The sequence below is a fragment of the Bacillus sp. Medicinal_06 genome (assembly GCF_056711665.1).
In genome coordinates, this window is the sequence record NZ_JBWYHD010000029.1 from 1 (window position 1) to 16,066 (window position 16,066).

Annotated in this window: 13 protein-coding genes and 1 pseudogene; 4 read left to right on the top strand and 10 right to left on the bottom strand. The window is 31.4% G+C overall.

The window, feature by feature from the left end:
• Positions 1–812 precede the first annotated feature (812 nt).
• The 3 genes from AC1M36_RS27490 to AC1M36_RS27500 form a co-directional block, all read right to left on the bottom strand.
• A complete protein-coding gene (locus AC1M36_RS27490) occupies positions 813–1,778 on the bottom strand; it encodes an SDR family NAD(P)-dependent oxidoreductase (RefSeq protein WP_479846471.1) in 966 nt (321 codons plus the stop codon).
• A 96-nt stretch (positions 1,779–1,874) separates the two neighbouring features.
• A complete protein-coding gene (locus tag AC1M36_RS27495) occupies positions 1,875–2,381 on the bottom strand; it encodes a TetR/AcrR family transcriptional regulator (RefSeq protein ID WP_207995137.1) in 507 nt (168 codons plus the stop codon).
• 493 nt (positions 2,382–2,874) lie between these two features.
• Positions 2,875–3,483: a MerR family transcriptional regulator gene (locus tag AC1M36_RS27500; RefSeq protein ID WP_479846472.1), complete on the bottom strand. Its 609-nt coding sequence runs from the start codon at positions 3,481–3,483 to the stop codon at positions 2,875–2,877.
• A 362-nt stretch (positions 3,484–3,845) separates the two neighbouring features.
• Between AC1M36_RS27500 and AC1M36_RS27505 the strand changes: the two genes are divergently transcribed.
• Positions 3,846–4,055, top strand: a complete 210-nt coding sequence (locus AC1M36_RS27505; protein WP_336454545.1) for a hypothetical protein — start codon at positions 3,846–3,848, stop codon at positions 4,053–4,055.
• Between the two features lie 264 nt (positions 4,056–4,319).
• A complete protein-coding gene (locus AC1M36_RS27510; RefSeq protein WP_336454546.1) occupies positions 4,320–4,550 on the top strand; it encodes a hypothetical protein in 231 nt (76 codons plus the stop codon).
• 613 nt (positions 4,551–5,163) lie between these two features.
• Here the strand turns inward: AC1M36_RS27510 and AC1M36_RS27515 are convergent.
• The 4 genes from AC1M36_RS27515 to AC1M36_RS27530 all read right to left on the bottom strand — a co-directional run bounded on the left by AC1M36_RS27515 (position 5,164) and on the right by AC1M36_RS27530 (position 9,855).
• Positions 5,164–5,853 carry a Rep protein gene (locus tag AC1M36_RS27515; protein ID WP_336454547.1) on the bottom strand — a complete coding sequence of 230 codons (690 nt, stop codon included), beginning with the start codon at positions 5,851–5,853 and terminating at the stop codon, positions 5,164–5,166.
• Between the two features lie 200 nt (positions 5,854–6,053).
• The gene (locus AC1M36_RS27520; RefSeq protein ID WP_479846473.1) at positions 6,054–7,511 is read right to left on the bottom strand and encodes a plasmid recombination protein; all 1,458 of its coding nucleotides are present in this window, start codon (positions 7,509–7,511) and stop codon (positions 6,054–6,056) included.
• 636 nt (positions 7,512–8,147) lie between these two features.
• Positions 8,148–9,146: a S66 family peptidase gene (locus AC1M36_RS27525; protein ID WP_336454520.1), complete on the bottom strand. Its 999-nt coding sequence runs from the start codon at positions 9,144–9,146 to the stop codon at positions 8,148–8,150.
• Between the two features lie 187 nt (positions 9,147–9,333).
• Entirely contained in the window at positions 9,334–9,855 is a 522-nt protein-coding gene (locus AC1M36_RS27530) for a DUF3967 domain-containing protein (protein WP_336454519.1), read from the bottom strand.
• A 561-nt stretch (positions 9,856–10,416) separates the two neighbouring features.
• On the opposite strand from AC1M36_RS27530, the gene AC1M36_RS27535 reads away from it, so the two are divergent.
• On the top strand, positions 10,417–11,196 hold the full coding sequence (locus AC1M36_RS27535) for a CsxC family protein (RefSeq protein ID WP_336454518.1): 780 nt from the start codon (positions 10,417–10,419) through the stop codon (positions 11,194–11,196).
• Positions 11,197–11,849: 653 nt separating this feature from the next.
• Here the strand turns inward: AC1M36_RS27535 and AC1M36_RS27540 are convergent.
• A complete protein-coding gene (locus AC1M36_RS27540) occupies positions 11,850–12,287 on the bottom strand; it encodes a hypothetical protein (RefSeq protein WP_336454517.1) in 438 nt (145 codons plus the stop codon).
• A gap of 968 nt (positions 12,288–13,255) precedes the next feature.
• On the opposite strand from AC1M36_RS27540, the gene AC1M36_RS27545 reads away from it, so the two are divergent.
• Positions 13,256–13,441 carry a hypothetical protein gene (locus AC1M36_RS27545; protein WP_336454523.1) on the top strand — a complete coding sequence of 62 codons (186 nt, stop codon included), beginning with the start codon at positions 13,256–13,258 and terminating at the stop codon, positions 13,439–13,441.
• 517 nt (positions 13,442–13,958) lie between these two features.
• Here AC1M36_RS27545 and AC1M36_RS27550 read toward each other — a convergent pair.
• Both AC1M36_RS27550 and AC1M36_RS27555 read right to left on the bottom strand, forming a co-directional pair.
• Positions 13,959–14,606 (bottom strand): MarR family transcriptional regulator, encoded by a 648-nt coding sequence (locus AC1M36_RS27550; RefSeq protein ID WP_336454522.1) that lies wholly within the window; start codon positions 14,604–14,606, stop codon positions 13,959–13,961.
• A 222-nt stretch (positions 14,607–14,828) separates the two neighbouring features.
• Positions 14,829–16,066, bottom strand: a pseudogene (locus tag AC1M36_RS27555) (plasmid recombination protein); the annotation flags it as partial.

Here is a 16,066-nt window from a genome sequence, read left to right on the forward strand (position 1 = left end):
ACTTCGTGTACTGAATCAGATAATACGGATGCACTTGCTTTCTCTATTGGAAAAAATCCTAAAAATATAACAAAAACTAGTAAAGACATTAATACCCCTTTAATCTTCATATCAACACTCCTTCAAATTTTTTTAATTATACAATAATTGTAAATTGTATTTTTGTAATTTGCAATATTAAGAAAATTAAACAGGATAAAAAACAGTAATAAATAAAATATATTTGAATGTAAACTTTTAGATATTAGTTTACATTCAAATCCCCTTAAACATTGAATTCATCCCAATTACTCTGATATCCTCAAAATACATAACAAAAGTATACATTCAAAACATGAAAAATAAAGAGATTAGAACATCTATTAATATAAAAAAAAGCTAGATCCACGCTAGCTTTTTTACATAATTTTCGTTATTGGAAGTTAAAGTTTATCAGTTATTTCCTCTTTGAGTACCTGTATTAATTCTTTAAGGAGCATATTAGTTTCTTGTTGAATTTGTTCAATATTATATAAGGCAGATGCCCTATAGGAATTGTTTCGCGTAGCTTTAAAATAAAGTTTGATTATCTTCTACTTTCTATACTCAACAATCATGTCCTTTAATTGAGTATTTTAATCTGTTATTATTGAGACGAAAATGTAACTAAACAAGCATCCATTAGCTATCCTATTAGATATATAAATATTGCTTATAAAGGGTACTTTTCCCACATCTCTTTTCCAATAATTTTTATTGTTAGTGATTAATCAATAACTAATAATCAATTTTAAATAAATTATTATTCTCTACTCATAATTTTGGTCTAGATTTTAACCCTCTATTCTTTTAGTTTTTCCCTTTAAGAAGTTTAGTGTTTCTTTTAGCCCATCTTTATAAGGTGTAGCTATAATTTTACCTATTCTATTTTCATATTTTTCTCCGCTTAGAGTAAATCCTTCTTCTGTAAGATACATAATTTCTACTACTTCCTTCATAACTGGGTCAAACAATCCACTTATACGAATTGCATTTTTATTTAATGGAATAACTATTTTTTTATTCCCAGTAATTTCACGTGCAAGTTTTATTATTTCCTTCCCTGAAATCAATCCAGCACCAGGAATGTTCCAATTTTCTCCATAAGAATCATCTTTGTTTGCTATTTCTACAATCATTTTGGCGGCATCTGGTAAATAGACATATTCTCTTGGTGTTTTTAGATTACCAATAAAAATAGAAATTTTATTTCCTGCAAGTCCAGTCAATGTAGGATGTAAGTATGAATTCTGCGAAGTTATACCATAATAGTCCGGTAATCTCACAATTAATGCTTTTGCATTTTTCCATTTCTTATCAAATATTAAATTTTCAAATCCAACTCTAATTTTCCCTTTTTTTGTATGAGGTTGTTTGGGATGATTTTCATCCCCTTTAGCTATTTGGTGACCGTAAACATATATTCCATCAACAATAACTATTTTCTTATTTAAAATATCTGCTGCCTTCATTACGTTTTCTCCAAGTAAAAGGAGCTTATCTGCCATTTCATGATATTGAACATTCGCACATTGAAATATAACATCTACATCTTTTGCGGCTTCTACGATAGTTCTATAATCAAAGATATTACCTAACTTATAAGTTAACAATGATGTAGAACCATGCTCTTTCATTAATTTTTTTAATTTATTTTCTGAACGTCCGAATGCAATAACTTCTATTTCCCTAGATAATAGTTCTGATACAATCGCTTGACCAGATCCACCTGTTGCCCCTAAAACAATCGCTTTTTTCATATTATAAATCCCCCTTAATTTTATTATTTTGTTATTTATCGATCAATAACAAAGATTGGAATAAAAAACCGAAAAGAATCGGTTATCTTATTTTATTTAATTATGAATGAGCTCAGGTAAATCTAAGTAATAAGAAATGTTACAAAGTATTCCTCTAGCTAAGAAAGTTGTTACTTCTCTCTCTGCATTTGGAACATTTGCTAATTGGAACCTCCCCAAAATGTAGCTTCTAATACGAGACAAACCGGTTTTTGTACAGTTTCTTATTGTATCTTCTGTAACTGAAAGTCCTATCACCTGCAAGGCGATTTCATTAGGGTATGATATAGACAGTTTTTCATATGCCTCAACCATTTCAATAACGATTTCTTCGGGATTTGATTCTACATTTTTAAATGTTTGAAGTATTCTTTCGAATGCTCTTTCCAAAGCTGCAACAAATAACTCTTCTTTTGTTCTAAAAAATCTAAATATATAAGGTTGAGAAATACCAACTTTTTCTGCAATTAATGCTGTAGTAGTATTATAATAGCCTTTTTCTGCAAACACCTCTAACCCAGCTTCAAGGATTTCTTCTTTTCGATTTTCCTTTCTCTGATTCATTATATGTCAGCTCCTTCAAAGTTGTTATTGATTGATTACTTACTTAGATAATAACTTATTCTTATTTAAGGTGCAACATTTCTTTCCTTCAATTTTTTCTTCTCTAATTCATTATATATCAGTCTCTTCAAATTTATTATTGATTAATTAATTACTCATTTCTATTCATGTTGTTTTTAAATATATTTTGATTGAACAGATAAAACATCGCATCTCTTTTATAACAGTTAATCTTTTTTCAAATCCACATTTTGAAGGAGTGCTGTCAAAAATGAAATGAAAGAAACGAAAAATAGTACAACGAGTCCAATTACCATTATTGAATAAATGATTCCACCGATCACGCAAACCACCTTCCTTTTAATTCCATTTCATCAAAAGTAATACTATATTACATTATGTATATCGTATACATGCTCGGTTAACATAACGTCCTATTATCGGTAGCCCAAAAAGGCTTACTCCTAGTTATATAAGGAGTAAGCCTTTCTATTTACTTATTAAACAAACGATTCCACAAAGAACTTTTTTGTTTCGTCGTTGCAAGCTGTTGAATACTTCGTATATTTTCCATTAACATTTTATCTCTTTCATTTGCTCGATTTTCTTGTCGAGTAAGTTGCTGTTCCATACGTTCTAGAATTTCTCTATCACTTTTTCGTTCTTTCTCCATCTCTTCAATTTTTTCTAATAGATGTCTATTAAGTTTATCTTGCTCTTTTATATAATCTATTAAACTTTGTATAGATTCATTTGTCACAGGAGTTAGAGAACGGCTAGAAGAGTGGGTTTCACTTTTAGATTCTTGTTGTATTTCTTGGAGAGCGTCCCCCGTTCTTGATGAAGAGCGGTTTCCTTCACGCTTAGATATAATAACTTTTGCAGCTTGTTCTAAGTTGAATTTTTGCTCTTGTACTAAACTTTTAAACAGTATAAGTGTATCTTGATCATAGTGAGTATAATAGCGAGTACCATCATCATTTTTCTCCCAGTAATATCCGTTCTTTTCTAGCGCGGCAGCCCACTTTCTTAAAGTACTTACCCCGATATTTAATCGTTCACTCATTTCTTTGTTTAACAAGATATATTCATATTCTTTCAAGCTATCACCTCACTCTTTAGAATATCACAAATTTTCTTGTGGGCACTCGTTCACTCGCTCCTCAATGATTATTCGAGAATTTAAGAGAACTACCTTTTTTATACAAGATTTTATACAAATTTTTGTACTAATACAGGCCACTCGTAAGCCTGAAAAATCCTACTATCTCTGCAATGTATAAAATCGTGTATAGAAAAATAAAGCAAGGATAAGTTGAAATCCTTGCTTTAAAGCGGATTCCCCCATGTCCTTGCTACCGATAATGGTGCGTTATGTCAACCGAGAATGTATATAATATACAACGTACTATTCTTTTCTGTCACATGATAAGATGGAATAAAAAGGAAGGTTGAGGTTATATTATGAAACAAAAAACAATCTGTACTAATTGTAGCTCAACTAATCTTAAAGAAGGAAAAGTTGGTTATGCAGCTCATGCTTATGTTTGTGAAGATACACCTTCTACTTTTTTTAAAGGAGGATCTCGTTCTAAATTATTAACTACCTTTTGTTTAAACTGTGGAACAGTTCAATCTTTTAGAGTCGAAAATCCAAAAGCATTTAAAGAGTAATGTTAATGAATTAACTTCCAATAACGAAAATTATGTAAATGAGCTGTCCATATAGGCAGCTTATTATATTTTTTGCTTAACGTGGTTTTTTTCAAAATGCTGGCGGTACCCCTAAAAGAACATTTATCGCTAATCTACCATGTAAGAAAATATTTCCTTACATTTTCTATGGTAAAGTAGAAAATCATATAGCAATCTATATCAGATGAACAATCTTTTTCATATAAATATAATTAACTCTGCTAATGAAAGGAGTTGATTACTATGGCCTTTGAAACCAACTGTGCAACCTGTGAAGGAGATAATACTATTCTTAGTGTTCATACTGGAAGAATTGACATTGAATTGCTCGGATTGAATGTAGAGGTGTGTCCGATTTGCATTAGAGTATTTACTTCTGATGGATCTCCATTAACTCCTGCACAAGATGCTCAAGTACAACAAATCATTTCAGCTATTCAAAACCTACAAAATAGCTTCGTCCCAAACCCATAATAGGGCATTATATTAACTCTTTATGAATAAACATTCATAGAGAGTTTTTATATTTTTTTAAGGTTGTATTCTTGTCTTTTGATCTAATATTTGCTTTTTGGCTAGAGTGCAGGCTCGTCGTGTGGGGGCGAAACCCCACGTATTAAACGTATCGATATATAGTATGAAAACTATTTTTGATCGATTAATCTAAGCGGTTCGGCTCGTATACTTGCTAGTCCAAGTCGAGAACCATTGCTTTGCTTTTTGTCTGTCGGCTTGGCGAGAAAAGCACACGAGCCGAAAAAAGTTCCGCAAGGACATAATAAAAAAAGAAAAGGCATTAGCCTTTAGGTGAGGATGAACGAACCGACTTTTTTTATTATGAAGGTGGAGATTTTTGAGCGTTGTTTGCTCAAAAATACTACCTGTTCCTTGCGGAACTTTTAGCTTTTTAATAATAGTGATAATAGAGAGCATCACAAAAAAACGTGTTAAACCCTTGATATTACTGAGTTTAACACGTTTTTTTAGGTGTGACGAAAACGTCACACTTTTAGCCTTTTTTGTGACGTTTTCGTCACACCTAAAAAATTACAAATATACAAAAAAGATTGTATCAAGTTGATACAATCTAGAAAAATCTAACTGGCAATTTCACCTTTTTACCATTTTGATCTTTAATATTTTTCAAAGAATGTTGAAACAATCTCATTGTCAATTTATCAAGTTTTACTTCATTTTTCCGAGGTGCACAAATCATTATGTAGGGATTTACTATCCATGTTCTAGGACTTACAGTACGACCATTTTCAATAATTTGTCCGGCACCTTCTGGATTAAGTAAAATCTCTTTTTTCTTTAATGAATTCATAACCAAAGAAGTTTTTTCTCTTGATTTTCCTATCATTTCAGCAATTTCAGATACAGTTGCTGCCTTTGGAAGTTCAAAATCATCTTCAATATTTTTTCGTTTCTTTTTGAACTTATCTTCCCTGTTAATAATTACATTACTTTTAAATTCTAAATACGCTTGAATCCGAAATAAAAAATCACCTTCAGCTTGAGTAAAATAACCAATACGATTCAATAAATCTAAATTTCTATGCATCACTTGATTAAATGGTTCACCAGCAAATGGATCTTTATTAGTTCCAACGTAATGATCTTCCCCAGTTAGTTCTTTTAACTGTTGTAAAAGTGACTTTTTAAGTTCTTCAGCTTGATCTCTTTGTTTTACATCTTTCTCAAAATCTCTTTTTCTTGCATTACTATTAGCTTGCTTTAAAGCTTGTCCTAAAGTTTGTTCATTTTCTTCTTTCATTATGTCAATCCCTCCTCTTATTGAGGGAATCAACAAAAATACCTATTTTTTGCTATTTGATTATGAATCAAATTATGATAATCTATAACCAGACATTTAAATTTCAGGTATTTTCGTTGAATACCCATTGAAACGAGCCATGTTGGAGCATGGCTCGTTTTTATTTTATCACACATATAACCCCAAGAAGCACATACATTTTATAACTCCAAGTCATGTCCTCTCTGTTTACCCATCATTTCTTTCTTATGTTCACGTTCAAAATGATTATCTACGCTTTTATTACCCAATTCACTTTTGATAAGTCCTCTAAACGACTGAAATTGGTCTTTAAAGACTTTTTTCGTCTGTTCATATAAAACCTTTATATTCGTCTGCAGACCCTTTATATGAGCTTTTAATGAGCTAATTTCCCTATTTAACACACCGACTTCTTTTTGTAACTGACTTCTTTCTTGTTTCAATGTTCGATTTTCTTCCATCCACCCCTCTGCATGCACTTTTAAACTTTCATTCTCTTTCACAAAATCTGTTTTTCTCAAACGCTCATAATCTTTTTTGATAGTAACAGCTGCATTTACTTGTCTTGTTAATTTTTGATATTGTTCTGGTGATAACACATAATTTCTTGTCTGTTTCTTTGTAATTTCAGCTTTTCCAAACATTTTATCCTGTACTTCTGTTATTACTTCTTTACGCAAAAATGGAATTTTAATAGGTTCATTTGGTACTTGATTCCCGACACTATCCAATTCTTTTTGGTATTGTTTTACCTTTTTTTCTAGCTCTATATATTGCTGACCAATCAGCTGTAACTTTTCACTTTCACTTTTTACTTGTTGTTCCACTGCTTCTAACTCTTTGTATTTATCAGCTACATGTGTTTTCACCATCTGTAATTCATTTACTTTTTCTTCAGCATGTTTCATATGATGGTCAAAAACTTCTAACTGCATTTCTTTTTCATATATTTGATTCTCAACGGTTGATTTCATTTCAGCATATTCCTTGTATTGACGGACTTTCATGTACTTATGTGAACCTACATTCGCTCGTTCAAATTCTGGAATTTGTTCTTTCGCCAAAGATTCAATATAAGCCGTTTCTAATTGTCTCCAATTTGCAATTAACTCCGTCCCTTTTCCTTTTACGCCTTGTTGTTGCAAGGCTCTATCCATTCCGACACGCCTCGTTAATCCTCGACTACTTTCGAAATTCGGTACATAGTTAATATGTAAATGTGGATTGGCTTCATCATCATGTAAAACCATGTTATAAACTGCTAGATTGGGATTTCGCCTTTGAAACGCTTCAGCATACTGTTTTAACGCTTCCTTTTTGGCCTTCCTATACTTTGGGTCATCTTTGCCTTCCCCAATCGCTACGACCAATTCTCGTTGCTCATGCGTCTTTGTATCTTTTCTTATCTTGTCATAATAATCCTTAATTTTACGATCACTTCGTTTTTGCTTTTCATTGTACTTGTCTATCGCTTCTTGAAAGACATCCTTGTATACACTACGGATGTCCTTTTGAACAAAGTAGATATTCTCATCTAACCTGGATGGATCGATGCCAGGATTCCCATGAATGTTTTCTCTGTTATTATGACTCAATGAACTTTGATGAGATTGATTAAATGAAATAGAGAACAACATAAAGTGCCACCACTTCCCCTAGATTAATTGATACCATAAGTCTAGCAAAGCGACGAAATGGAGTCAATTAATGTAACCCTATACGTATTTTGACGCTGACGCATCAAAATCGATAGGGGTCTGCGACGCTTTTCGGCTTTGCCGAGCCATGCACAGCATGGCAAAAACAAACCTTGGGCTTTGCCCAAACCCACTGGGGAACTCTTTCCCCAGCCCCCATAAATCGAACTCCCCAACCCCTCAATCCTTGAGGGGCCCCCTCGCCGGTTGGCAGGAACAAACGACCGTTTGTTCAATACCAAGAGGGTTCAGGTGTCCGTCTAGTTGGTCAAGTCAAATACTCCCTTCGCTTCGCTAGGTCCGTTTTGATTGACCAACACATGCAACGACCTCTACTAATCACTTTCACTTTGCTCTCTTTATTACCCTAAAACGAAAAAAAGTCCTAAATTAATAGGACTCCTTTTCATTTCCTTTATTTTATTAGGTTTATCGTACTTTACTCATTTTCTCCAAAAACACTAACAAAAGTATACATTCAAATCATTGATAATAAAAAGTCTAAGATCATGCATGAATTTATGCTCCAACCTTTTTACAGTTATAATTATTTCTCCTGACGGTCTATTGCACTTTTTAATTTATCCACTTTTCAAGAATTGTTAATGTTTTATTTTCTGCATCCATCTCTATTTTAATACCAATTGGGACAGTTAACATCGGGTGAGTATGGCAGCAATCAAATTCTGCAATAAAAGGTATGTTAGTATCATTTAAAACCTCTAATAGAATCTCATATGGTTTTTTGTTTGTACCATTATCATTGAATTGTTTATGTTTTCCAAGAATTAAACCAGAAATTTTATCAAATATTCGATTGACTTTAAGTAATGAAAAACTTCTTTCAATAGTAGCAGCATCTTTTGTTGTATCTTCGATAAAAAGGATATCTCCTTGCTTTATTTCTGGCATGTATTCGCTACCCCAAATACCACTTAATGTGTTTAAATTCCCCCCAATTAATCTACCTGTTACTTTTCCTCTATTTACACAGACCCAATCATTTTTTCTAAGTTGTTTTTTCTTAGTTTTTTCTTTCCAATTGACAAATTCATCCGTCCAATAAGGTGGCCTTTTAATATTATAAGGTAATGTTTGTTTCTCTTCTAACATGTCACTAAAATATTCGTATGTAAAGTTAACAAATGGCTCAAATTCACCAAATGAAGGGATTAATGCAGGTCCATAAAATGTATGTATTCCAGTTTTTGCGTATATCCCAAGTAATATTGCAGTAACATCAGAATGACCTATCATAATTTTTGGACTTTTCATAAATGCTTTATAATCAATATAGGGCAATATTGAATTAGAATTCATTCCACCAATGGTTGACATGATACATTTGATATTCGGATTTCGTATTAACTCATTGAGTTCTTCTGCCCGTTCTTTAATGCTTCCAGATCGGTAGTTATCATGTTTACCAGTCAAATTTCCTTCAATTATATTAAATCCTTTGCTCATCAGAAATTTTTTTGCTCGATTAAATCTTTTAGGTACTGTATAAGTTGCTGGTAATGAGGGGGAATAAATTCCAATTAAATCACCTTTTTGTAATTTACTGATTTTCATTACTTTATCTCTCCCTTAAATAGCACTTATATTAAAATGAAAAAGTAAAGTAAATAATCTTACAATTAATCATTCGCACTCATGCCTGTAAAATTAATCCCCTATAATTTTTGAGTTTTTTTCTTACTTAATGCTCAAATATTTTAAAGCTAAAAAAGCTCATTTCTTTCTATCACTAAATTCTAATTTATTTACCAAATAAACGACTCCAAAATGATTTTTTCTGTTCTGAAGCTACTACTAGACGCTTACTATCTTGTATTTCTCTTAATACTTGCATTAATTGAGTATCTCTTTGCTCTTCTCTTATTATCCTTTGAGCATCAGTTTCTTGTAAAATTTTACTTTGCTGATCCAATCTTTGAATTAACTCTAAATTCAGTTGTTCTAATCGTTCTATACGTTCTGTTAATACTTTTATGTGTTCTGTATCTGCTACGCTATCTGTAGCAACAGTTGCTACCTTATTTTCTTCAACACTTGATATCACTAAATTTACAGCCCGTTCTAGCGTTATATTCTTCTTGTTCATGGCTGCTATTAGCCGTTCTATAGTTGCTACGTCTTTATGAAAAAAAACTCTTGAATTATTATTACCCCGCTCGAAAGGATACCCGGCTTCTTCCAGGGCAAGGCAATATTTACGTAAAGTACTTGAGCCAATCCCTAAGTTCTTAGCTACCTCTGATCCCCAATAAGTTTGAGCCATACTTTGTCCTCCCTCTGCTCTAAGCTGTTTTTTAGTTGTTACATAGTCTTTTTCCTTCTTTAAAAAGGTAACACCTTCTTTTTTAAATTTAAAGAAAAGTTTTTATTACCTTTTACAGCTATCAATTAATAATAATTTGTCTATTTATCTTTTCAAAAAGTAAAACCTTTAAATACTAGTTGACTTTCAAATTACCTAAAACAATATCCATTTTATTTAAAAAAAGGAAACCTATTAATAGGTTTCCTTTCTTATTAAGGAGATTTTAAATATAAGTGCAAAACAATCGTTCGAATACTCGTTCCACACTATAATATATGTTTTCTTATTTAAAATGGTGCAATAAATTTTTGTATTATTTATTCTCTTTTAAAATATATACTAAGCAAAATCTGATATAAAAAACATTGATTTTATTAATCCTATCTAATCTAACTTTTATTATTTAAAAATGAGGAAAATCACTATTATACAAGCCTGCACACAAATAGATATATTAAATATCATATTAAAGTAGATGTAGAAACAATCTAAATATAAAATAAATGGAGGTTTTTTAAATTGGGTGATCAAGAAAATAAATATTACAATGATCATATTAAAAAAGATGATTGTAAGGTTAAATCAGAAACACGAACTCCACTCAGCGATACTGACGTAACGCCTGTTCTTGCAACAAATCCAAGAGTTAAAATTCCAGTTGTATTAGCAGAAAGAACGCTTCAAATTGTAGTAGAAGCAGATATTCCACTTTGTCCACCAGCAGTAGAAATTAAAAGAGTGTTAAAAGATGTATTTTTAACACAATGTAAACTAGTACCTGTTGAGTATGAACCAATTAATGCAACAGGATATTTACAAGTAACAAGAGCAAAATTGTTTGTAGAAGGTTTTATTCGTAAAAATATTGAATATGCGGGTAAAGATTGCAATGGCGTAATTTATGATAAAATTGCAAAGGTTCACTTCTCTGGTTTTGCTGATATAACTGAAGATGAATTTCTTTCTCCAGCAGTTATAGCTTTTTCTTCAGAAAGTAAAGCTCGTTTCATTAATCCAAAAAAGAATGATGTTCCTCGTCTAGACAAATACTTCTTTGAAAATAATGTTTTCTATAATGAACAACCATTCTGTGAATTAATTAGTGCAGAATTTTATGAGCTTGACTATTCGCCATGCTATATTGATCATCATGATAAAAAACATCATGGAGATTCATGTGATAAAAAACATGACGAAAAAGCATTTGACAAATTACGTGAGAAAATCGTTCTTGATTTGACTTTGAAAGTATTACAAACTCAACAAGTACAACTTGGAACAACTGGATTTAACTGCTAATTAAAAATGTTTATGCACTAAAAAGAGAGAAGAATCCTAAAAAATTCTTCTCTCTTTTTTCTATTAAATTTTAAAATTTATTTACTAAACAAAACAAATTCAAAATAATTTCTTTTGTTCTATATCTGCTACGCTATCTATAGCAACGGTTGCTACGTCAATCCTTTCAGCACTTGATACCACTAAGGTTTATAGCCTGTTCTAGTGTTATGTTCTTCTTGTTCATAGCTGCTATTATCCGTTCTATAGTTGCTACACAGTGTTTTCTTTTACATCTACCAATTTAGTAATTTATACAAGATTTTATACAAAAAAAACAGAAAAACAAAATAGCAAAGCCCCTCGGAATTCTTGCTATATCAACAATGTATAAAATCATGCATATGAATTGAACAAGTGTAGAAACAAGAAACAAAGTAAACACAAGGATTCCCCCTTGTCCTTGCTACCGATAATCATACGTTATGTTAACCTTACATGGATTTTTATTCATCACCATTTTCATAGTTTAAAAAGACAACTTGTACCCGTTTTTTAGGAGTAGAGAGAGCAATCGTAACCTAAAACGCAAAGTAAGTTACAGAACATGTTAGATAAATAGAAGGAGCTTCTAATAAATAGAGGCTCCTTCTTTGTACATGTACACACACATATTATTCTATATGAGCAAATTTAACTTTATTTGGATCGACCTTTGCATTTATAACTTTGACCTTTACAGAATAAGTAGCTTCTTCTAGAAATTTTATAGGGGCTAAAAATGGTTGAAAAGCTGAATGCTTATGATTAGGTATAGTAGCACTTGTTACATATGATAGATCACCTATTAAATTATAAAACTCAAATACTACACGACTTGGTTCTTGTTCATTAGATGAACTTACATCAGCAATCCCAATAAAAGTATTAAAATAAGGGTAGTATCTTATTGCATCCCCATCATAAAGCCAAAACTCACTTTCATTTATCGATGATTTTTCATTATTAATTTGAGCGGAAACTGTATTCTGTACAGGACTATAAAATGGAATAAAAACTAAAAATCCTATACTCATTACCGGAATAAGAATACTTTTTTTAATTTTAACCACTCCCTTAATTCCATTTTTTAACAATCATATAATACAAATTTTCTTCTGAAGTGTAAACGATTATTTTTTTATTGGAATAGTCAAAAATGCTGTGACGATAATAGGACGTTATGTTAACTCTCTATGAATGATCATTCATAGAGAGTTTTTTTGAAATTTAAAAGAGATTTCTATTTTAAGCTTTCAACCTTTATATAAAGAATGAGATAAGAAAACAAAAATATAAGATAGGTTAAGGAAACAAGCGTTTTTCTTATAAAAACATAAAATAATACAAATCTTGTTTGAAAAGGAGGTATAAAAAAATGAGTTCGAATTGTAATTGCTGGAAGTACAAACATCACAATGATTGTCCGGAACATAAATATCATTGTGATTGCTGGAAGCACAAACATCACGATGATTGTTCAAAAAACGAATATTATAATAATTCTTCAAAACACGTATATTATAATGATTGTTCAAAACACAAATATTATAATAAGTCTTCAAAACAAGAACATCATAATGATACTTCAAAAGCTTACCGCCCACATTTTAACGAAAATAAACGCTCAACAAAATAATAGATAATATTAAGTTTTGAGAATCCCTTAATTGATAAAAAAATTAAAATATGTATACTCCCCCTCAAAACACAAACATCATTGTGATCAAAAACATGCATAAGATTGTATAGATTTTTTTATTTTTAATGAAAAGATCTATAAAAGGACTCATTCATTCTTAATAAGAACGAATGAGTCTTTTTTATTTACCACTAATAAAAGACATTATATTAACCTCACATGAATGTTTATTCATATCCACTTTTCACTACTTTTATCACTAATAAAAGCAACTAATCCAATTAAATCATCAAGCATATGAATTGTTTAATACATAACCAGTCCCCAAAAAAATATATAAACATATTGTATTGTATGTACGATTTCTTGAACAAACACTTTAAAAAAGGAGCAATCTATATGCTTGAAGATAAATCTAAAGTGAATTACCCATATGAATTTGCAGAAACTACAACAACACCAATTAAAAAACCAAATTATAGGAAATTTAAAAATAGTACAGACACACAACCTTTACCTATTTCAAACCATTATGTTGAAAAACTTCTATACTCGGAAAAAATCAATAACCCTAAAAAGAAATAATCAAAAGTCTTTTCCTTGCTTTTGGGCAAGAGTGCTGGCTGGGGGTTTGGGGGCCAGCCCCCAGGAACTTAGCGTTAATGAAATATAGAATAAGAGAGAATCTTGAACGGATGAACTAGCGGTTCGGCTCGTATAATTGCTTATTCAAGTCGATAACCATTATCTTGCTTTTGGTCTGTCGGCTTGGCGATAAAGGCAAATCGAGCCGAAAAAAGTTTTGCAAGGACAAAATAAAAAAAAAAGGCGTTAGCCTTAAGGTGAGGATAAACGAACTGATTTTTTTATTTTGAGGGTGGAGATTTTTGAGTGGTTTTCTCAAAAATACGACCCGTTCCTTGCGGAACTTTTAGCTATATATATAGAGTGAGAAAGGAAAAATACAAAAACTCAATAATATCAAGGGTTTAAAGGGGGTAGGGTGTGATTATTTGATCACACCTGTGTGACTAAATAATCACACCTAAAAAATGGGAAATAAGATAAAATAAAAAAAAGCAAGACTAAAAGTCAGGCTTTTTTAAAATAAATAAACTGGTAATTTATGTTTTTTACTGCTATCTTTAATTTTAAAATTCCGAAGAGATCTTTTAAAAATATGTTGAGTTGCCTTATCTACACCATCTTTAGGAGAACAACACATAACATTAGGATTCACAAACCATGTTCTAGAAGAACAAATTCTTCCATCATCAGTAGTCATTCCAGCTTCAGCAACACCAAGTATACCTTTCTTTAATAAAGAGTTCATAATCCTAGAAATATATTCTCTAGTATTTCCAAATTGTTCAGCTAAATAACTAGGAGTTGCTGCATTTGTTTCAACCTCTAATTCATTATCTACTCTTTCTATTATTACATTTGTCTTAAACTCAATGTAAGGAGTAAGCTTAAATAAAAATGCTTCTTCTTTAGGTTGTAAGTAACCAATTTTATTTAAATAATTTATGTTATCCATAATTAATTGCACGAACTTCACCCCATCAGTTCGTTTTTTCTTTTTACCTATAAAATAATCTTCACCAGTTGTACTATGTAAAATTTGCAACAACAATTGCTGTTGTTCAGAAGATAAGCCTACATTTGCTTGTTCTAAAAAGCTTTCAATTTGATTTTCTCTTGATCTAGCTTTCTTTTCAGCTTGTCCAAAATCTACAACTTTTGTCATAAAATAATTCTCTCCCTTAGTGGAAGGAATCAACTTTTATATGTTAGAATGTATATAGAATATATATTGGTTGATTCCAACCTTATTATGAAAAACCGCCTGCCGACCAAAGCATGGGCGGTTTTTCTCGTTTATTACATCTTTCTTTATAATAACATGAAATACGTTACTAAAGGTTTCCATCTACTAAAAGTCAATTCTCTTTTTCACCCATTATCACGTCTATCTTTCCATATCAAACCCTCTCTGCTTATTCATTTCCCTCTTATGTTCCTGTTCAAAATGATTATTAACTTCCCTACCAACCAATTCATTTTTAACAAGCCCTCTAAGCGCCTGAAATTGCTCTTTTAAAGCCGTTTTCGTCTGTTGGTATAAAACCCTTATATTTATTTGTAAATCCTTTATATGAGCTTTTAAAGACCCTATTTCCTTATGTAATACACTAACTTCATTTTTTAACTGACCTTTTTCTTGTTTCAATATCCTATTCTCTTCCATCCAACCTTCTGCAGTCATTTTTAAACTTTGATACTCTTTCACAAAGTCTGTTTTTCTCAAACGCTCATAATCCTTTTTGATAGTAACCGCTGCATTCACTTGTTTTGTTAATTCTTGATATTGTTCTGGTGATAACACATAATTTCTTGTCTGTTTCTTCGTGATTTCAGCTTTTCCAAACATCTTATCCTGTACTTCTGTTATTACTTCTTTACGCAAAAATGGAATTTTAACAGGTTCATTTGGTACTTGATCCGCAACACTATCTAATTCTTGTTGCTTTTGTTTTACTCTTTTTTCTAACTCTACATAACCTTGGCCAATCAGTTGCAGCTTTTCACTTCCACTTTCCACTTGTTGCTTCATTGTCTCTAATTCTTTGTACTTATCAACGACATCACTTTCCAAACGCTTTTTCACCATCTGTAATTCTTTTGCTTTTTCTTCAGCATCTTTCAAATGATGATCAACAACTTGTAATTGCGTTTCTTTTTCTTGTACTTGATTTTCAACAAATGATTTTGTTTCTGCATATTCCTTGTATTGACGGACTTTCATGTACTTGTGAGACCCTACATTGGCCCTTTCAAAATCAGGAATATGTTCTTTTGCTAATTCCTCGATATAAGCCGTTTCTAATGTTCTCCAATTTGCAATAAGTTCCGTTCCTTTTCCTTTTATGCCTTGTTGTTGCAAGGCTCTATCCATTCCGACACGCCTCGTTAATCCTCGACTACTTTCGAAATTCGGTACATAGTTAATATGTAAATGTGGATTGGCTTCATCATCATGTAAAACCATGTTTATAAACTGCTAGATTGGGATTTCGCCTTTGAAACGCTTCAGCATACTGTTTTAACGCTTCCTTTTTGGCCTTCCTATACTTTGGGTCATCTTTGCCTTCCCCAATCGCTACGACCAATTCTCGTTGCTCATGCGTCTTTGTATCTTTTCTTATC

Bases quoted from the DNA above. Each gene is read 5' to 3' on its own strand.
- AC1M36_RS27545 (WP_336454523.1), top strand. From the start codon at position 13,256: ATGCTTGAAGATAAATCTAAAGTGAATTACCCATATGAATTTGCAGAA.
- AC1M36_RS27525 (WP_336454520.1), bottom strand. From the start codon at position 9,146: ATGAAAATCAGTAAATTACAAAAAGGTGATTTAATTGGAATTTATTCC.
- AC1M36_RS27505 (WP_336454545.1), top strand. From the start codon at position 3,846: ATGAAACAAAAAACAATCTGTACTAATTGTAGCTCAACTAATCTTAAA.
- AC1M36_RS27520 (WP_479846473.1), bottom strand. From the start codon at position 7,511: ATGTTGTTCTCTATTTCATTTAATCAATCTCATCAAAGTTCATTGAGT.
- AC1M36_RS27490 (WP_479846471.1), bottom strand. From the start codon at position 1,778: ATGAAAAAAGCGATTGTTTTAGGGGCAACAGGTGGATCTGGTCAAGCG.
- AC1M36_RS27515 (WP_336454547.1), bottom strand. From the start codon at position 5,853: ATGAAAGAAGAAAATGAACAAACTTTAGGACAAGCTTTAAAGCAAGCT.
- AC1M36_RS27510 (WP_336454546.1), top strand. From the start codon at position 4,320: ATGGCCTTTGAAACCAACTGTGCAACCTGTGAAGGAGATAATACTATT.
- AC1M36_RS27530 (WP_336454519.1), bottom strand. From the start codon at position 9,855: ATGGCTCAAACTTATTGGGGATCAGAGGTAGCTAAGAACTTAGGGATT.
- AC1M36_RS27550 (WP_336454522.1), bottom strand. From the start codon at position 14,606: ATGACAAAAGTTGTAGATTTTGGACAAGCTGAAAAGAAAGCTAGATCA.
- AC1M36_RS27495 (WP_207995137.1), bottom strand. From the start codon at position 2,381: ATGAATCAGAGAAAGGAAAATCGAAAAGAAGAAATCCTTGAAGCTGGG.